At 65.1% G+C, this 18,826-nt stretch carries 15 protein-coding genes; 9 read left to right on the top strand and 6 right to left on the bottom strand.

Annotation, left to right across the window (positions count from 1 at the left end):
* Nucleotides 1-9: 9 nt before the first annotated feature.
* Entirely contained in the window at nucleotides 10-390 is a 381-nt protein-coding gene (locus JQK88_RS03480) for a nuclear transport factor 2 family protein (RefSeq protein ID WP_192257112.1), read from the bottom strand.
* 8 nt (nucleotides 391-398) lie between these two features.
* Entirely contained in the window at nucleotides 399-1,376 is a 978-nt protein-coding gene (locus tag JQK88_RS03485; RefSeq protein ID WP_192257110.1) for a threonine ammonia-lyase, read from the bottom strand.
* Nucleotides 1,377-1,574: 198 nt separating this feature from the next.
* Between JQK88_RS03485 and JQK88_RS03490 the strand changes: the two genes are divergently transcribed.
* Together JQK88_RS03490 and JQK88_RS03495 are read left to right on the top strand one after the other, a co-directional pair.
* Nucleotides 1,575-3,596, top strand: a complete 2,022-nt coding sequence (locus JQK88_RS03490) for a hydantoinase/oxoprolinase family protein (protein WP_192257108.1) — start codon at nucleotides 1,575-1,577, stop codon at nucleotides 3,594-3,596.
* Between the two features lie 264 nt (nucleotides 3,597-3,860).
* The gene (locus JQK88_RS03495; protein WP_192257106.1) at nucleotides 3,861-6,026 is read left to right on the top strand and encodes a malate synthase G; all 2,166 of its coding nucleotides are present in this window, start codon (nucleotides 3,861-3,863) and stop codon (nucleotides 6,024-6,026) included.
* A gap of 199 nt (nucleotides 6,027-6,225) precedes the next feature.
* On the opposite strand, the gene JQK88_RS03500 is transcribed toward JQK88_RS03495, so the two are convergent.
* Entirely contained in the window at nucleotides 6,226-7,758 is a 1,533-nt protein-coding gene (locus JQK88_RS03500; RefSeq protein ID WP_203277438.1) for a YifB family Mg chelatase-like AAA ATPase, read from the bottom strand.
* Nucleotides 7,759-8,047: 289 nt separating this feature from the next.
* Between JQK88_RS03500 and JQK88_RS03505 the strand changes: the two genes are divergently transcribed.
* A complete protein-coding gene (locus tag JQK88_RS03505) occupies nucleotides 8,048-9,553 on the top strand; it encodes an Ig-like domain-containing protein (protein WP_192257092.1) in 1,506 nt (501 codons plus the stop codon).
* A gap of 81 nt (nucleotides 9,554-9,634) precedes the next feature.
* On the opposite strand, the gene gshB is transcribed toward JQK88_RS03505, so the two are convergent.
* The 3 genes from gshB to JQK88_RS03520 all read right to left on the bottom strand — a co-directional run bounded on the left by gshB (nucleotide 9,635) and on the right by JQK88_RS03520 (nucleotide 12,040).
* Nucleotides 9,635-10,576 (bottom strand): glutathione synthase, encoded by a 942-nt coding sequence (gene gshB / locus JQK88_RS03510; protein ID WP_192257091.1) that lies wholly within the window; start codon nucleotides 10,574-10,576, stop codon nucleotides 9,635-9,637.
* An 80-nt stretch (nucleotides 10,577-10,656) separates the two neighbouring features.
* Nucleotides 10,657-11,031 (bottom strand): GtrA family protein, encoded by a 375-nt coding sequence (locus tag JQK88_RS03515; RefSeq protein ID WP_192257089.1) that lies wholly within the window; start codon nucleotides 11,029-11,031, stop codon nucleotides 10,657-10,659.
* 4 nt (nucleotides 11,032-11,035) lie between these two features.
* Nucleotides 11,036-12,040, bottom strand: coding sequence for a glycosyltransferase (locus JQK88_RS03520; RefSeq protein ID WP_203277440.1), 1,005 nt, complete (start codon nucleotides 12,038-12,040; stop codon nucleotides 11,036-11,038).
* Between the two features lie 124 nt (nucleotides 12,041-12,164).
* On the opposite strand from JQK88_RS03520, the gene JQK88_RS03525 reads away from it, so the two are divergent.
* The 6 genes from JQK88_RS03525 (at nucleotide 12,165) to JQK88_RS03550 (ending at nucleotide 18,800) form a co-directional block, all read left to right on the top strand.
* Nucleotides 12,165-13,958 (top strand): GtrA family protein, encoded by a 1,794-nt coding sequence (locus JQK88_RS03525; RefSeq protein ID WP_246749725.1) that lies wholly within the window; start codon nucleotides 12,165-12,167, stop codon nucleotides 13,956-13,958.
* Between the two features lie 100 nt (nucleotides 13,959-14,058).
* A complete protein-coding gene (locus tag JQK88_RS03530; protein ID WP_142867395.1) occupies nucleotides 14,059-15,408 on the top strand; it encodes a putative bifunctional diguanylate cyclase/phosphodiesterase in 1,350 nt (449 codons plus the stop codon).
* Between the two features lie 146 nt (nucleotides 15,409-15,554).
* Nucleotides 15,555-16,322 carry an SDR family NAD(P)-dependent oxidoreductase gene (locus tag JQK88_RS03535; RefSeq protein WP_203277441.1) on the top strand — a complete coding sequence of 256 codons (768 nt, stop codon included), beginning with the start codon at nucleotides 15,555-15,557 and terminating at the stop codon, nucleotides 16,320-16,322.
* Nucleotides 16,319-17,287, top strand: a complete 969-nt coding sequence (locus JQK88_RS03540) for a 2-dehydro-3-deoxygalactonokinase (RefSeq protein ID WP_312037227.1) — start codon at nucleotides 16,319-16,321, stop codon at nucleotides 17,285-17,287. Before JQK88_RS03535 ends, JQK88_RS03540 begins: the two co-directional genes overlap by 4 nt.
* Complete coding sequence (locus JQK88_RS03545; RefSeq protein WP_203277443.1) at nucleotides 17,284-17,925, top strand: 2-dehydro-3-deoxy-6-phosphogalactonate aldolase; 642 nt, start codon at nucleotides 17,284-17,286, stop codon at nucleotides 17,923-17,925. The genes JQK88_RS03540 and JQK88_RS03545 overlap by 4 nt, the downstream gene beginning before the upstream one ends.
* Nucleotides 17,925-18,800 (top strand): SMP-30/gluconolactonase/LRE family protein, encoded by an 876-nt coding sequence (locus JQK88_RS03550; protein ID WP_203277444.1) that lies wholly within the window; start codon nucleotides 17,925-17,927, stop codon nucleotides 18,798-18,800. The genes JQK88_RS03545 and JQK88_RS03550 overlap by 1 nt, the downstream gene beginning before the upstream one ends.
* Nucleotides 18,801-18,826 lie beyond the last annotated feature (26 nt).

Here is an 18,826-nt window from a genome sequence, read left to right on the forward strand (position 1 = left end):
CGCCTGGCTTCAAGATATCCGCTCGACCCATTGCGCGCGCGAAGGTCCCGGCTCGAACGGGTCGCCGAAATACTGGGTCTCGCGGGCCACCTTGCCATCGACGAACTCCATGATGCTCACCGTATAGGAGGGAACGCCGTCATAGGTCAGGACATATTCGGTGATCCAGAGATCGCCGGCGCCGATGATCCGCCGCACCGCGAAGCGCTTCTGGTTGGGCTGCGCGGCACGCGACGACTGGATGTTGCGCCGCCCACGAATGCGCTCGCCCGACTGCGGATAGTCGAGCACCGCGTCGTCGCGATAGATCTGATGCTCCGCCTCGAAATCATTGGCATCGGAGGCAGCCCAATGGCGATCCAGAGCCGCTCTTATGTCAGAGTCTGCCATCTCGGTTATCAGGCCGCGGCCATGATCTCGGCATAGGTGCTGAAATCGACATTGCCGCCCGACAGCACCACGGCCACGCATTTGCCCGACAGCTCGATCTCGCCTGACGAGAGCGCTGCCAGCGCGACGCAGCCGCCGGGCTCGACCACCAGTTTTAGATGGGCCATGGCGTCGCGCATCGCCTGCGCCGCCGCCTTGTCGGAGACGGCGATCGCGCCGGCCAGGTTCTTGCGGTTGATCTCGAAAGTGATGGCGCCAGGCTCAGCGGTTAGGATGGCATCGCAGATCGAGCTGTGGCCGGGTTCGTTCGAAACCCTTTCGCCCTTGGCCAGCGAGCGGCGGGTGTCGTCGAAATGCTCGGGCTCCACCGCCCAGACGGCCGTATCTGGCGAGGCGTCTTTGACCGCAATCGAAATGCCGCTCGACAGGCCGCCACCACCGCAAGGGATGAGAACCGCGTCGAGGCTGACGCCGAGCGCATTGGCCTGGCGCATCAGTTCGAGGCCGATCGTGCCCTGGCCTGAGATGATGGCCGGATCGTCGAAGGGCGGCACCAGCACCATGCCTCTGTCCATATAGGGGCGCACCACGATCATGCGGTCGTCGCGAAAACGATCGAACGGCACCACCTGGGCGCCCATCTTGCGAACGTTGGCGATCTTCATTGCCGGCGCATCGGCGGGCATGGCGATGACTGCCTTGACGCCGAACATCGCGGCGGAAGCGGCGACGCCTTGAGCATGGTTTCCGGAAGAAAAGGCGACCACGCCGCGGCCGCGCTCTTCCTCGCTCAGCGTCGACAATTTGTTGTAGGCGCCGCGAAACTTGAACGAGCCGGTGCGCTGCAGCGTCTCCGGCTTGAACAGGATGCGCCCGCCGAAGCGCTTGTTGAGTTCCGACGATTCGATCAGCGGGGTTTCGACGATCAGGCCGGAGAGTCGCGCGGCGGCGGCGTGGATGTCGGCAATGCCGGGAAGCGTGGTCATGACGAAGTCCTGAGAGGGATGAGATCGGCGCATGGTGCACGCAAAGGCAGGCCGCGCACCAATGAAAAAATGTGACCGTTACAAAATTTGGCGGGCATGAGCGGCGAGGAGGAGGGTCAAACTGGCCCACCTCTCCCGCCTTTATCCGCGGGGCCGTATCGGCTAAGGGCGGGGGAACAGAATTCCGGACCGCCAGAAATGACCGCCAAACCCAAACCCCTGTTCCTCGGCATCGACACCGGCGGCACCTATACCGATGCCGTGCTGTGGTCGGAACAAGGTGGTCCCAAAGGCAAGGTGCTGGCCAAGGCCAAGGCGCTGACCACGCGGCACGACCTTGCCGTCGGCATTTCCGGTGCGGTCGACGCGGTGCTGGAGAAATCCGCCACCGACCCGGCCTCGATCAAACTGGTGTCGATGTCGACGACGCTTGCCACCAACGCGTTGGTCGAGGGCCAGGGCGGTCGCGTGGCGCTGATCATGATCGGTTTTACCGAAGCCGACCTTGCCCGCGACGGGTTGAAGACCGCGCTCGGCACCGACCCGGTGGTGTTTTGTCAGGGCGGCCATGATGTCCATGGCAATGCGGCCAAGCTCGACCTCGCAGGCCTCGAGGCGGCGCTGCCCGAACTCGGCGCTTCGGTGTCTGGCTTTGCCGTCTGCGCCTATTTTGCCACCCGCAATCCGGCGCATGAGCTTGCCGCGCGCGACCTGATCCGCGAAAAGACCGGCCTGCCGGTCACCGCCAGCCACGAATTGTCAGCCAAGCTCGGCGGCCCGCGCCGCGCGCTCACCACTTTGCTCAACGCCCGGCTGATCTCGATGATCGACCGGCTGGTGGCGGCGACTGAGGGCTTTCTCGAGGCGCGCAAGATCGCCGCACCCCTTATGGTGGTGCGCGGCGACGGCGCGCTGGTTTCGGCCGCCTTTGCCCGCCAGCGGCCGATCGAGACGATTTTGTCCGGCCCGGCCGCCAGCCTGGTCGGCGCCCGCCACATGACGGGCTTGAACAACGCCATGGTCTCCGACATTGGCGGCACCACAACGGATGTCGCCGTGCTCGATGGCGGCCGCCCGCGCCTCGATCCGGAAGGCGCTACCGTCGGCGGTTTCCGCACCATGGTCGAGGCGGTGGCCATGCGCACCTTCGGCCTCGGCGGCGATTCCGAAGTGGCGCTGGAAGACGGCGCACTCAACCCGAAGATCCTGCTCGGCCCGCGCCGCCTTGTGCCGTTGGCGCTGGCCGGAATGATGCATGGCGTTGCAGTGACATCGGAACTCGAACGCCAGCTCCGCGCGCCCAATCCCGGCCGCATGGATGGCCGCTTCGCGCTGCGCACCGGCGTGCCGGACAGGCTCGCCGCCGGTCTGACCGCGCCCGAGGCCAAACTCTACGAGCAGATCGGCACTGTGCCGCTGGCCATCGACAGGCTGCTGGCCTCGAACGCCCAGAACGCCACGCTGAACCGGCTGGTCTCGCGCGGCCTCGTGCACGTCTCCGGCTTTACGCCTTCGGACGCCGCCCATGTGCTGGGCAAGCAGGCCAACTGGGATGCTGCCACCGCTCGCCTCGGCGCCGAACTATTCGCTCGCAAGCGCGACGGCCGCGGCCAGAACATTGCCGCCTCGCCGGAAGTAATCTCCGAACGCGTGCTGGTGACGCTGACGCGCTGGTCGGCCGAATACATTCTGGAAACCGCCTTTGCCGAGGACGGGCTGGATGGCGCTGCCACCGTCGCGCATGCGCTGGTGCAGCGCGCCGTCGATGCCCATCCCGGCATAGCACGCCTCAGCGTCGCGCTCGACCGCCCGGTCATCGGCCTCGGCGCCTCGGCGCCGCTGCACTATGCCGGCCTGGCCGAGCTCGTCGGCAATGAATGCGTGGTGCCGGAAGACACCGACGTCGCCAACGCCCTCGGCGCCGTCGTCGGCCAGGTCCGCGTCTCGGCGGAAGCCCGCGTCAGCCAGCCCAAGGAAGGCCTGTTCCGCCTCGCCTCGGGGCAAACGGTGCGGGATTTCACCGACGAGGGGAAGGCGATCGCGGCGGCGGAAGCCGATGTGCGGGCGATCGTTGCGGAGCGGGCGAAGGATGCCGGCACGGACAATGCCGAGATCGAAGTAGCCACCGAATTCCGCGTCTCCACGGTCGAGGCTCAGCGCATGTTCATCGAAGCGCATGTGGTGGCGGTGGCGTCAGGCCGGCCAAGGATTGCGGTGTAGGGGTATTCTCCCCCCTTGAGGGGGAGATGTCGCCGAAGGCGACAGAGGGGGTCGTCTCGCGTGAAGCGCTAACCTCATCGGTGGCAATCAGGTCTCATCCAGTCGGACCGACCCCCTCTGGCCGCTCCGCGGCCATCTCCCCCTCAAGGGGGGAGATTATCAGCTCCGCCAGCCGCAATTCCCCCCACCTTCACCCTAAGCTGAATTGACCCTTCACCCCTGACATGCCAAAGGCCGCAAAGCCTTTCATCTGGAGAAGCCCTGATGACCGATCGCGTCGAGATCGCCGGATTGCGGATTGCCCGCGAATTGCACGACTTCGTAGGCAACGAAGCGCTGCCGGGCACCGGCATTGCGGCCGACGCTTTCTGGACCGGGTTTTCGGCCATCGTGCATGATCTGGCGCCGAAGAACCGGGCGCTGCTGGCCAAACGCGACGCCATGCAGGAGAAGCTCGACGCCTGGTACCGTGCCAATGGCGCGCCCATCGACATGGAGGCCTACAAGATTTTCCTCAAGGAGATCGGCTATCTCGTTCCCGAAGGCCCGGCCTTCAGCGTCAGCACGGACAATGTCGACCCCGAAATCGCCGTCGTCGCCGGGCCGCAGCTGGTGGTGCCGGTGATGAATGCGCGCTATGCGCTCAACGCCGCCAATGCCCGCTGGGGCTCGCTCTACGATGCACTCTACGGCACCGATGCCATTCCCGAAACCGGCGGGGCCGAGAAGGGCAAGAGCTTCAACCCCGCGCGCGGCGCCAAGGTGGTGGCCTGGGCGAAAAACTTCCTCGACGAGTCCGTGCCGCTCACCTCGGGCAAATGGGCAGGGGTGAACGGGCTTACCGTCCAGGGCAACATCTTGCGGCTCAGTGCCGGCGCCGGCGGCACCACGCTGGCCAACCCGAAACAGTTTGCCGGCTATCGCGGTGAGCCCGCCAATCCTGGAGCCATTTTGCTTACCCAGAACGGCCTGCACATCGAAATCCTGATCGACCGCACCAACCAGATCGGCCGCACGGATCCGGCCGGCATTGCCGACGTCATCCTGGAATCGGCACTGACCACCATCCAGGACTGCGAGGATTCGGTCGCGGCGGTGGATGCCGAAGACAAGGTCGTGGTTTACCGCAACTGGCTCGGCCTGATGAAGGGCGATCTCGCCGAGGAAATCACCAAGGGCGGCAAGAGTTTTGTCCGCAAGCTCAACCCCGACCGCGTCTGGACCGCGCCCAATGGCGGCGCGCTGAGCTTGCCTGGCCGCTCGCTGATGCTGGTCAGGAATGTCGGCCACCTGATGACCAATCCCGCCATTCTCGACCGCGACGGCCATGAGGTGCCGGAAGGCATCATGGATGCGGCGATGACGGCGCTGATCGCGCTGCACGATGTCGGCGCGAACGGCCGCCGCGCCAATTCCCGCGCCGGCTCGATGTATGTGGTGAAGCCCAAGATGCACGGGCCTGAGGAAGTGGCTTTCGCCGTCGAGATTTTCGACCGCGTCGAAGCGCTGCTCGGCATGGCCAAAAACACCATCAAGATGGGCATCATGGACGAGGAGCGGCGCACCACCGTCAACCTCAAGGAGGCGATCCGCGCTGCGAAGGAGCGCGTCGTGTTCATCAACACCGGCTTCCTCGACCGCACCGGCGATGAGATCCACACCTCGATGGAAGCCGGGCCGATGATCCGCAAGGGCGACATGAAACAGGCTGCCTGGATTTCCGCCTATGAGGCCTGGAATGTCGATACGGGCCTGGAATGTGGTCTCGCCGGCCACGCCCAGATCGGCAAGGGCATGTGGGCGATGCCCGATCTGATGGCGGCGATGCTGGAACAGAAGATCGCCCATCCCAAGGCCGGCGCCAACACCGCCTGGGTGCCGTCGCCGACGGCGGCGACGCTGCACGCCACCCACTATCACAAGGTCGATGTTCATGCCGTCCAGGTGACGCTGAAGAGCCGGCCAAAGGCCAAGCTCGATGACATCCTTTCGGTGCCGGTGGCGGTGCGCCCGAACTGGACTCCGGATGAAATCCAGCGGGAGCTCGACAACAATGCGCAAGGCATTCTGGGCTATGTCGTGCGCTGGATCGACCAGGGCGTCGGCTGCTCCAAGGTGCCGGACATCAACGATGTCGGCCTGATGGAAGATCGCGCCACGCTGCGCATCTCCTCGCAGCACATTGCCAATTGGCTGCACCACAAGGTCTGCTCGCAGATTCAGGTGATGGATTCGCTGCGCCGCATGGCGGCAATCGTTGACCTGCAGAATGTCGGCGATCCGCTCTATCGGCCGATGGCCGCCGACTTCGACAGTTCCATCGCCTTCCAGGCCGCCTGCGACCTGGTGTTCAAGGGCCGCGAACAGCCGAATGGTTATACGGAGCCGGTGCTGCATGCACGGCGGCTAGAGCTGAAGGCGAAGGGTTGAGCGCCAGCGTCCCCCTCCCCCTTGAGGGGAGGGTGGCCCAAAGGGCCGGGTGGGGTCGTGCGTGACGTGCGCCAGCCCTTTCGGCGGACACTCCAAGCAATGTCATCGTTGAGGCCTGTACTGAGCTCGGCAGGTCGAGCCATCTTCGGCGACCCCACCTGGCCGCTTCGCGGCCACCCTCCCCTCAAGGGGGAGGGATCTACGCCGCCTGCGCCACCCGCTCCGACATCATGCGATAGGAAATCGCCTCGGCCAGGTGGATGCGGCCGACGGTCTCGCTGGCGTCGAGGTCGGCCAGCGTGCGCGCCACTTTCAGCACGCGGTGATAGGCGCGCGCCGAAAAGCCGAGCTTTTCGCTGACGTCTCTCAGCAGCGACAGGCCGGCTGCATCCGGCACGGCGATGTCTTCGATGATCGAGGGCGAGCAATGCGCATTGGTGGTCGCGCTGGTGACGCCGAGCCGTTCGAAGCGCTCGCGCTGGATGGTGCGCGCACGTGCCACGCGCTGGGCTACGGCGGCGCTCTTTTCCGCCCGGTCGGGGCGGATCAGGTCGGCGGCCGAGACCGCCGGCACTTCGATCCTGAGGTCGATGCGGTCGAGCAGCGGGCCTGAAATGCGCGCCTGGTAGTCGGTGCGGCAGCGCTCGCCGCGCAGGCAGCGATAGCCGGGTTCGCCGGCCATGCCGCAGCGGCAGGGGTTCATCGCCGCCACCAGCTGGATGCGCGCCGGATAGGTGACGCGGTGGTTGGCGCGCGCGATCATGCAGTCGCCGGTCTCCAGCGGCTGGCGCAGCGCATCCAGCGTCTGCGGCGAGAATTCGGGGAATTCGTCGAGGAACAGCACGCCGTGATGGGCGAGCGAGACCTCGCCCGGCCGCACCCTGAGGCCGCCGCCGACCATCGCCGCCATCGAAGCCGAATGGTGTGGAGCGCGGAACGGCCGCCGGTCGGTGAGCTTGCCTTCGCCGAGTTCGCCCGCCACCGAGGCAATCATCGAGACTTCGAGAAGCTCCTTCGGCGCCAGCGGCGGCAGGATCGAGGGCAGGCGCTGCGCCAGCATCGATTTTCCCGAGCCTGGCGGGCCGACCATCAGCAGATTGTGGCCGCCGGCGGCCGCCACTTCCAGCGCCCGCTTGGCGCTCTCCTGGCCCTTGATGTCGCAGAGGTCGGGCAGGTCGCGCGCCGAGACATGAATGCCGGGCTCGGGCCGCGACAGCACCTGCGTGCCGCGAAAATGATTGGCAATCGCAATCAGGCTGCGCGGCGCCAATATGTCGAAATCCTTGCCCGCCCATGCTGCTTCCGGTCCGCAGCCGAACGGGCAGATCAGCCCCTTTCCCTCGGCATTGGCGCCGATCGCCGCCGGCAGGGCGCCAGCGACCGCGGCAATGGTGCCGTCGAGCGACAATTCGCCGAGCACGACATAGGAGGCCAGCATGTCGCCCGGGATGGCGCCAAGCGCCGCCATCAGGCCGAGCGCGATCGGCAGGTCGTAATGGCTGCCTTCCTTGGGCAGGTCGGCGGGCGCCAGGTTGACCGTGACCTTTTTCGACGGCATCGACAGGCCGGACGCATGCAGTGCCGCCTGCACCCGCTCGCGGCTCTCGGCCACCGCCTTGTCGGGCAGGCCGACAATGTGCATGCCGACCTTGCCCGGCGCGATCATCACCTGGACATCGACCGGCACGGCTTCGATGCCTTGGAAAGCAACCGTGCGAACCCGCGCCACCATTTGTTCAAGCCCCCGGATACCGGCTCGCTCGGGCCTTTCTGATCAGACCGCGAGCGATGTCAGCTAAAACAACCATAGATTTCAGGCCAAGGCAAGAACATTACAGGAACATGCAAGTGTCGCCGTCCTTCCGGCACCATACGATGCCGACGCCTGCCTTCGCCCGAGACAGAATTAACCACAAAGGCGCGGCGCGGTTGGGTGTCACCGATCCGACTCGCATACTATGGTATGGTTGGGACTGGGGGACATCCGCAGCGCGTCCAGGCGCCAAAGCGAGGAAAACAGGATGCCGACCTTAAGCAATGGCAGTCAGCTCACCGTATGGGAAGAACCCGACTATCCCAATCCAAGCCCAGACGCGGTGCTTTTCAGCATCACGGAACCCGACGGCGACGTGATCGGGCCGATAGGGGCAAAGCCCGATTTCCCGTTCGGCGGGATCGACGTGGCTTCGGTCGATGTCTTCGACGGCTTCTTCACCATCACCAGCTTCACAAATGAGGGCAGGACCGAGACCTGGACGACGGTCGAGACGCAGGTCTTCGACAACGACGGCAATCTTCTCCGCACCCTGTCCGACCAGGCAGCCTACCTGTCGGCCCGGATCGTCTCGGTCAACGCCGACAGCCCCGACACCATCACTGTCACCTGGATCGGGGCGAACGAGTATTTCGGCGGCGAAAACACCCAATACGGCCAGCACCAGATCATCCTGGAGGGCGGCACGCTGCAGCCCGACACCTTCGTCAACCATGCGCCCACGGTCGCCAATCTGAATGTGTCGGTTTCGCAGGGGGAATTTCTCGACGACATCAAATTCAGCGCCGCCGATGCCGACTATGATCTCCTGAGCTTTGTCGTCGTCGATGGGCCGGACCACGGCACCTTTGAGCAAAGCACGCGTTTCGACGGCAACCACTATCCGTTTCACCAGGGTCACTATGGCAACAGCCTGCACTATCATGCCGACTTTCTGAACGGCAATCTGTTCGACTACACACCCGAGGCGGGCTTCGTCGGCACTGACAGCTTTACGGTTTACGCCACGGACGGCCAGGGCAACAGCAATCTGGCGACGATTACGATCGCGGTTGCTCCACCGGCCGAATCCATCGCGCTGACCGAAGCCGCGAACACAGTGAACTATGGAGCCCACGATCGTGCCGCGCTCGTCACCGCGCTGGGCGGTGGCGACCGTGTCATCGGCACGTCGTTCAACGATACGCTCGACGGCGGCGCCGGCGATGACCAGCTGTTCGGCGGCACCGGCGCCGACATCCTCATCGGCGGCGCGGGCACTGATTGGCTGAAGGGCGGCGCCGGCAATGACGTCATAAGCGGCGGCGCGGGCACGGACGGCATCCGTGGCGATGAGGGCGACGACGCCCTCGACGGCGGCGCCGGCTCCGACGACCTGCGCGGCGGGCTTGGCGATGACATCCTCAATGGCGGCGCCGGCCGCGACCGGCTGGCCGGCGGCGAGGGCAGGGATGTCTTCGTGTTCGACGCGCGTGGACTGGCGAACTGCGACAGGATCGAAGACTTCGATGCGCAAGACGATATGATCCGCCTGGACAGCTCCGTGTTTGTCGGACTGCAGGCCGGCCCGCTTTTCGCTGCGGCCTTCGCGATGGGTCACCAAGCCATCGACGACAGCGACCACATCCTTTACAACGACGTGACCGGCGACCTTTTGTTCGATGTGGACGGGGTAGGCGGCGCGGCGGCTGTCAAGTTTGCCGCCGTCGACCCGGGCACCTGGGTCACCGCGGACGATTTCATTGTGATCTAGGGCAAGGTATGAAACGGTTTTCCCGCAGGAATTGCGTGAAAGCAAAGAGATAGAGCGGTTCTGTGGTTCCGTGAAACTGCTCTATTTCCGCTTCCCTTCCACCGCCTCCCAGAACAGGCTGGCAATGTCGGCGCCGCCAAAACGCTGTACTTCGCGCACACCAGTGGGCGAGGTCACGTTGATCTCGGTCATGTAGTCGCCGATCACGTCGATGCCGACGAGGATGAAACCGCGTTCCTTCAGCGATGGTCCGATGCTGGCGCAGATCTCGCGTTCGCGTTCCGTCAGCTCGGTCTTTTCGGCGCGGCCGCCAACATGCATGTTGGAGCGCGAATCGTGGTCGGCCGGCACCCGGTTGATGGCGCCGACCGCCTCGCCGTCGATCAGGATGATGCGCTTGTCGCCCTTGCGCACATCCTTCAGATAGCGCTGCACGATATAGGGCTCGCGCGACAGCTGGGCGAACATCTCGAGCAGCGAGGCGAGGTTGCGGTCGTCCTCCTTGAGATGGAAGATGCCGGCGCCGCCATTGCCGTAGAGCGGCTTGACGATGATGTCGCCGAATTGCTTGCGGAAGGCGGCGACTTCCTGCGGATCCTTGGTGATCAACGTTTCCGGCATCAGGTCGGGGAATTCGGTGACGAAGATCTTTTCCGGGCTGTTGCGCACCCAGGCCGGGTCGTTGACGACCAATGTCTTCGGGTGGATGCGCTCGAGGATATGCGTGGTGGTGATGTAGTTCATGTCGAAGGGCGGATCCTGGCGCAGCAGGATCACGTCCATCTCCGACAGGTCGGTGCGCACCTTGTCGCCCAGCGTGTAGTGATTGCCCTTCTCGTCGCGGAGCTTCATCTCCTCGATGCGGGCAAACACCTTCCCGCCCAGCATCGACAGCCGGTCGGGCGTATAGTGGAACAGTTGGTGGCCGCGCCGCTGTGCCTCCAGCGACAGCGCAAACGACGTGTCGCCGGCGATCGAGACGGTGGAGACATGGTCCATCTGGACAGCGATCTTCAGGGGCATCTTTCAGTCTCCAGCGGGCTATGCCGCCGATATACGGAAATCGGGGGCTTCTGCCAATCGCGCTTGCTTGGCCCAGACCCTTAGCGGTCGAAGACCAGCCGGGAGTAACCGAGGAAGGACAGCGCCATGGCCACCAGCGAGGCGATCGCAAGTGCCGCCAGCGGCGGCATTGCCGGCAGCGCGAACAGGATGGCGCAATAGACGACATAGTTGACGATGCTGGTGGCGACACCGACGCCGCCATAGCGCGCACCCTCCTGCGTTACGCCGCGGCTCGACGGCGAAAACGTCAGGTGCCGGTTGATCTGCCAGGTGACGCAGAGCGCAAAGCCGATCGACAGCAAGCGCGCGACGAAGGCGCCGAGCGGCGTCACGGCCAAAAGCAGCCAGAGTGCCGCGGCGTCGGCGACGAAGCCGACAGCGCCGGCAAAGACGAAGCGGGCGAGCCTGCCCACGGCCTCAGGCGGCCCGGGGCGTCTTGCCCGGTTCGGCCTTCGCGGTTTCGCTCGTGCGCTCGCGCCGTTCGACCCGGCCCGACGGGACCGAGAGATAAAAAATGCGCTTCTGTTCGGCGCGCCCGCGCGATACCGAATCGAGGATCAGTCCGGTCATCATCGCAAGCATTGACAACAGCAGCAGGCCGACCGACAGCACCCAGGTCGGCATGCGCGGCACGAGGCCGGTCTGGGCGAATTCGATCAGCACCGGCGTCATCAGGGTAAGGCTCGATGCCAGGAAGAAAATCGCAAAGGCGCCGAAGAAGCGCAGCGGCTGCGTCTCCTTCATCAGCATGGCGAACATCCACAGGATCCTGGCACCGTCGCGATAGGTCGACAGCTTGGACGACGATCCCTCAGGCCGGCGGCCATAGTCGAGCGCGATCTCGCTGACCGGCAGCTTGAGCTGCGAGGCATGCACCGACATTTCGGTCTCGATCTCGAAGCCGCCGGAAACGGCGGGAAAGCTCTTGACGAAACGCCTGGAGAAGACGCGGTAGCCGGAGAAGATGTCGGTGAAGTCGGTGCCGAACAACCGCTTGTAGAGGCTGTTGAAGATGCGATTGCCGAACGCATGGCCGGAACGGCCGGCATCGTCGGCGACGCCGCGCCTGGTACCCACCACCATGTCGCAGCGCTCGGTCTGCAGGATGTTGATAAGCTGCGGTGCATCTTCCGGCGCATACGTGCCGTCGCCGTCGGCCATCAGATAGATATCGGCATCGATGTCGGCGAACATGCGCCGCACGACATTGCCCTTGCCCTGACGCGGCTCGCGGATGACGATGGCGCCGGCCGCGCGCGCCTTGAGCGCGGTCAAATCCCTGGAATTGTTGTCATAAACATAGATCGCGGCCGACGGCAGCGTCTCGCGAAACCGCCGCACCACCTCGGCGATGGTCAGTTCCTCATTGTAGCAGGGCAGGAGCACGGCAATGGCCGGCTCGTGGCGGACTTCGTGCGGCATTTCCGTCTCCCGATGCCCAGCGGAGCCTCCGGCCGCGCTCAAATGCGGCCTCGCTCGGGCGACTTTACTATTTATTGAAGCTGTTAAGGCTAGGTTTAAGCCGAGCTTCTTTCCGACAAAGGCCATGATGATGAACGCAGCCAAGGCGGGTGCTTCCTCCTGGAAGTCCGATATGACGCTGGCGCTGCTTGCCATGCTGGTGGCGCTGGCCGTCAATGCCGCCACGGGCTTTCGCGAACTGAGCAATGCCGGCGGCGACAATGACAGCCTGCTGCGGCTGGTCGAGGTTCGCGATATGCTGGCCGGCCAAGGCTGGTTCGACCTGCATCAGTACCGGATGGGGCCGGAAGGCGGCTTCGTCATGCATTGGTCGCGGCTTGTCGATGCGCTGCTCGCCGCCATCATCCTCGCCGCTTCGTCGCTGACCGGCAGCATGGCCATGGCCGAGGCGATCGCACAGGTGCTGTGGCCGGCGCTGCTGTTTTTCCTGGCGGTGTTCTTCCTCGCCCGCGCGGCGCGCAGCTTTGCCGGCGCCGGCGCCGTACTGCCCGCAATCGTCATCGGCGCGGCGGCGCTGCATTTCATCGGCATCTTCTTGCCGGGTGCGCTCGATCATCACAATGTCCAGCTGACTCTGACCCTGGCCAGCCTCACCCTGCTGCTCGAGGCGCCCACGCACCGCTGGGCGGCGCTGATTTCGGGCCTGTGCGCGGCGCTCACGCTGGCCGTCGGCATGGAAACCGCGCCCTATGTCGCCACCATCGGCGCCTGCATCGCCTTGCTGTTTGTCGTCGATCCCGGTGGCGAGCACCGGATCGCAAGGGACTTCGGTCTCGGCTTCGCCGAGGTTTCGGCACTCGTCTTCGTCACCACCATCCCGCCATCGGCCTGGGGCCAGGCGCAGTGCGATGCCTTTTCGGCCGTGCAATTCGTTGTTGCGGCAATCGCCGGACTGGGCCTTGCCGTCGTGACGTCGCTCAAGGCCTCCAGTGCCACAGCCAGCCGCCGCCTGATCTCGCTCGGCCTGCTCGCGCTTGTGCTGGGCGCCGTCGTCGTGGCGCTGTTCCCGCAGTGCCTTGCCGCGCCCTACGCAAACCTCGATCCGCGCCTCAAGGAATTGTGGCTCGACCACATCGATGAGGCACAGTCGCTGTTCCATATCGTCGTCAGCGACCCGGCCTCCGTGGCGGCGCGCTATGTCACGCCGCTGGTGGCGATCGCACTGATGGCGCTTCGCCTGCGCGGACCGTGGCGCCGCCAGGACAGCCTGGTCGGCGCCTTGCTGGCCGCCGCCTTCATCGTCAGCGCCTGGCAGGTCCGCGGCTCGACATTCTCGATCGCCTTTGCCGTCATCCCGCTTTCGGCCTGGATTGCAAGCTGGCGCGAACGGGCGAGCATCAGCCCTTCGCGCAGCGTGTCGCTGCGTATGGCGGCAGTCTGGCTGGTGTCGGTGAATGCCGTCTGGGCCGGCGCTGCCGCCGCGACCTCGAGCGCATTCGAGGCCGACAAGGTCTCCGCCGAGGCCAAGGATGCCGATCCGGCCTGCACGCGCAAGGCCTCCTTCGCGACGCTGGCCGGGCTGCCGGACACCACGGTGCTTGCCATTTCCAATCTCGGCTCGCCCATCCTGGCCTATTCCGGCCACCGTGTCTTTGCCGGCCCCTATCATCGCAACATCGCCGGCGACCTGCTTGCGCTCGATGCCTTCCTCGGATCGGTGGACCAGGCCAAGGCGATCGTGGCGCAGCACCATGTCGGCCTGGTGGCGCTATGCCGCGGCAGCGCCGAAAGCAAGGTGCTCGCCGCCAAGGCGCCGCAAGGCTTCCTGGCCCAGCTGATGCAGGGAGGCGTCCCCGATTGGCTGGAACCGCTGGCCGAAACGCGTGGAAACCCGGTCGAACTCTACCGCGTCCGCTAAAGCGTCATTCGCCAGCGAAAAATCGATTTCGCGATACGGTTCCTAAACGCTTTGCTGCCAGTCTCAGCGTAAATTTCGGACGTCAAAAACAGGGATACCGATGCAAACGACGTTTGGCACCGGGCAGGCAAGCAGGGAAAACTCGGATCTGGCGTTCACCGACACGCTGACCGGGCTTGGCAACCATCGCCGCTTCTTCGACAAGGTCGACCGCCTGATCAGCGACCGTGCAGACGATCCCGCGCCCTTCACCGTCGGCATTCTCGACCTCGACGGCTTCAAGCCAATCAACGATCTGTTCGGCCACAAGGCCGGCGACGACATATTGATCCAGGTGGCGATGCGGCTGCGCGCCTCGATGGACAGCCACTCCACTGTCTGCCGCATCGGCGCCGACGAATTCGCCTTCCTCTATCCGATGGTGTTCTCGGAGGAAGCCGCAGCCGAGAAGTCGCGCATGATGATCGAAATCCTGTCGGCGCCCTACGATGTCGGCGAACGCACCGCCAGGCTTTCGGCTTCGGTCGGTTGTTCGCTGTTCTATTCCGGCGACGAAACCACGGAAATCCTCGTCAACAAGGCCGAAACGGCGCTCTACCATGCCAAGCGTTCGGGCCGTGGCCGCGTCGTCGTCTATACCAGAGAGATGGAAGAGGCGGCCAAACGCGTCACCCGCATCGAGCAGGCGCTGCGCCGCGCCGTCTCGGCCGGCGAGGTGGAGCCGCATTTCCAGCCGATCGTCGACCTCAACACCCGCCGCACCATTGGTTTCGAGACGCTGGCGCGCTGGACCGATCGCGACCTCGGCGTCGTCCCGCCGACCGTGTTCATTCCCATCGCCGAGGAGCGCGGCATCATCGGCCCGCTGTCGCAGCTGGTGCTGCGCAAGGCGACCGAAGCGGCGCGCAGCTGGCCGAAGGACCTGTTCCTGTCCTTCAACCTGTCGCCCTCGCAGCTCGTCGACCAGAACACCGGCCTGCACATATTGTCGATCCTCGACCGCACCGGCTTCGATCCGCGCCGGCTCGAGATCGAGATCACCGAAACCGGCCTGATGAACGATCCGGCCTCGGCGGAGAAGATCGTCGAGGATCTGCGCCGCGTCGGGATCCGCGTCTCGCTCGACGATTTCGGCACCGGCCAGTCCTCTCTCGGCCGCTTGCGCGAATTCCACTTCGACAAGCTCAAGATCGACCGCGCCTTCGTCTCCTCGATCCTTGACGACCGTCCGTCCGAGCACATCATCCGCGCCATTCTCGCCATGTGCGAGGGGCTCGGCATGGACGTCGTCGCCGAAGGCATCGAGGAGGAGGCGCAGGCCGACCGCCTCGTCCAGTTCGGCTGCGCCGGCGGCCAGGGCTATCTGTTCGGCAAGCCGGTCGATGCCGACGCCACGCTCGGCTATCTCCGCGATTCCTATCGCGGCGCCCTCTACGCCAAGGCCATCTGATCTCCGGTCTGCCGTGCGCCGAGCGGGTTTTGCCCATCGGCTTGCGTCTTTTTGTCTGACATAAGGCGAACAAATCGCCGGTTTCGCCCTTGCTCCCCGGACTTGGCTGGCTAGGATGCGCGCCGACCGGATCGGAGTAAGAAAATATGATGCCATCGGCGGATTTTGCCGACCTCAGGGACGCCTCGGTGCTGATCACCGGCGGCGGTTCCGGAATTGGTGCGGCGCTGACCGAGGGTTTTGTTCGCCAGGGCGCCAATGTCGCCTTCATCGACATCGCCGATGGCCCAAGCACGCTGCTTGCCGACCGCGTCGAAAAGGAACTTGGCCGGCGGCCGCTCTACCTCAAGACCGATCTGCGCGATGTCGAGGCGTTGCGCGCCTCTGCTGCCCGGGCGGCAGAAGTGCATGGCGACGTCACCGTGCTGGTCAACAATGCCGCGTGGGACGAGCGCCACGATGTCGCTGAAGTCACCGTCGAATTCTGGGACAACAATCTCGCCGTCAATCTGCGCCCGCATTTTTTCACCGCGCAGGCGGTGGCGCCGGGCATGAAGCGGGCCGGCGGCGGCTCGATCATCAACTTCACCTCGACCTCCTATCTCATCAACCATCCTGACATGCCGGCCTACACCGCCGCCAAGGCCGGCATCCTCGGTCTCACCAAAGGCCTCGCCGGCAAGCTCGGCGTCGATGGCATCCGCGTCAACGCGATTGCGCCGGGCTGGGTGATCACCGAGCGGCAAAGGGAACTCTGGGTCACCGAACAGGGGCTTGCCGCCCATGTCGCCAAGCAATGCATCAAGCAGGTCATGCAGCCCGAGGACATCGTCGGCACCGTGCTGTTCCTGGCTTCCGACGCCTCGCGCATGCTGACGGCGCAAATGCTGATCGTCGACGGAGGTTTCCTGTGAGCCCGACAAGCCAGGCAGCAGCGGGCAAAGGCCCGGCAGTCGCCGCCGTCGACTGGGGCACGACCCGTATGCGGGTCTGGCTGATCGACGAGGCGGGTGGGGTGCTTGCCGAACGTCGCGGCGATGACGGCCTGATCACCGCGCAGCAAAAGGGTTTTGCCACCATCCTTGAGGGACATCTGGCGGCGCTTGGCGCACCTGACACACTGCCGGTCATCATCTGCGGCATGGCCGGTTCGCGCCAGGGCTGGCTGGAAGCCCCCTACGTCACCGTGCCGGCGCCGATCGGAGCCATTCTCGCGGGTGCCGCCCGCATTCCTGGCCTCAGCCGCGACATCCGCATCGTGCCTGGCCTGGCGCAGCGCCTGGAAGACGCGCCGGATGTGATGCGCGGTGAGGAAACCCAGCTTGCCGGCGCCGGTTTGCCGGCTAAGGGGCGCCATCTCGTCTGCATGCCCGGCACCCATTCGAAATGGGTTCTGGTCGAGGATGGCGCGGTCGATGGCTTCTGCACCTGGCCGACCGGCGAACTGTTCTCGGTGCTGGCCCAGCATTCGATCCTGCGTCATTCGCTGGGCGAGGCCCCGAAGCCGGTCACAGCTGACAATCCATTCTTCCAGGACTGGTGCCGCAAGGCGCTGGCCGAGGGCGGCGATGTCACCTCGCGGCTGTTCTCGATCCGCGCCGCCGGCCTGTTGCAGGACCTCAAGGCAGGTGACGCCGCCGCGTGCCTGTCCGGCCTGCTGATCGGCGGCGAAATCGCCTCGGCAGGCCGCCGCTACGGCGAAAGCGCCACCGCAATCGTGCTGGTCGCCTCCGGTGCGCTTGCCGCGCTTTACCGGCAGGCGCTCGACCTGGCAGGTCTTGCCGTGAGGACGGTCGACGCCGACGAGGCGGTGCGTGCCGGCCTGATCGAGGCCGCGCGGGAAAATGGCATGATTGCCAGAAATGGAGTGAGCGCGTGATCCAGACCGCACCTTTCCCGAAGTTCAAGCGTGGTCTTGTCGCCATTCTGCGCGGGCTGAGGCCTGGCGAGGCTGTCGCCATCGGCCAGGCGCTGTTTGATGCCGGCATCGAGGCCATCGAAGTGCCGCTCAATTCGCCCGAGCCGTTCGTCTCGATCGCCAGCATTGTCGCGGCGTTGCCCAGGACGGCGCTGGTCGGCGCCGGCACGGTGCTGACTTCAGCCGATGTCGACGCTTTGGCCAAGGCCGGCGGCAAACTGCTGGTCAGCCCTAACATCGATGCCGAGGTCATGGCCCGCGCCATGCACCATGGCATGGTGACGATGCCCGGTGTGTTCACCCCCACCGAAGCGTTTCTGGCCATCCGGCTTGGCGCCTCGGCGCTGAAATTCTTCCCGGCAAGCGTGCTTGGCGCCGGCGGCATTTCGGCGATGCGCGCCGTGCTGCCTGCCGACACCGTGGTCGGCGCGGTCGGTGGCGTTTCGGAGAAAGACTTTGCCGGCTACAAGTCGGCTGGGGTGACCGCTTTCGGCCTCGGCTCCAGCCTGTTCAAACCCGGCATGAGCGTCGACGAGGTGGCCACGCGTGCCCGGGCGGCGGTGATGGCCTGGGATGCGGCGTTCGGCGGAGAGGCATGATGGACAAGGTTTCGGTCTTCTCGGATCATATCTGCGAACTCGGCGAGGGGCCGAGCTACGATCCGGCCACCGATACGCTGTTCTGGTTCGACATCGTCAACGGGCTTTTGCTGGAGCAGGGCGTCACCTCAGCTGTGCTGAAAGTCCATGAGCTCGGCCAGATGGCCAGCGCCATCGCCATCATCGACGACAAGCGCCGGCTTATCGCCACCGAGACCGGCCTGCACGTCCGTGATGTCTCGACCGGCAAGCTGACGCTGCATACGGCCATCGAAGCCGACAATGCGCTGACGCGCTCCAACGATTCGCGTGTCCACCCTTGCGGCGCCTTCTGGGTCGGCACCATGGCCAAAAACGAGGGCAAGGGCGCCGGCTCGATCTACTGGTTCTTCAAAGGCGAGCTGCGTACGCTTTACACCGGCATCACCGTGTCGAACTCGATTTGTTTCTCGCAGGATGGGACGATTGCCTACTACACCGACACCGCGACCGGTCTTTTGATGCGCGTCGCCTGCGATCCGGCGACCGGCCTGCCGGTTGGCGAATCGAAAGTGTTCGTCGACCACCGCTCCTCGAAGGGCTATGTCGACGGCTCGGTCGTCGACCGCGACGGCGTGTTGTGGAACGCCGTCTGGGGCGGCAAGGCGGTCAAGGCTTATGCGCCCGACGGCACGCTGCTGCGCGAAATCCCGATGCCGGCGACGCAGTCCTCTTGCCCGGCCTTTGTCGGTTTCAAGGCCGACCGGTTGGCGGTGACCTCGGCCTGGAAGGGCAAGGACCACAAGCAGCGCAAGCTCGACCCGCAGGCCGGCATGACCTTCCTGCTCGACATCCCTGTCAACGGCCGCTTCGAGCCACGCGTGCTGATCGCCTGAGAGGCACCAGTGCTTCGGGTGAGGGT

It is taken from the genome of Mesorhizobium caraganae (assembly GCF_016836705.1).
Lineage (GTDB): Bacteria > Pseudomonadota > Alphaproteobacteria > Rhizobiales > Rhizobiaceae > Mesorhizobium > Mesorhizobium caraganae.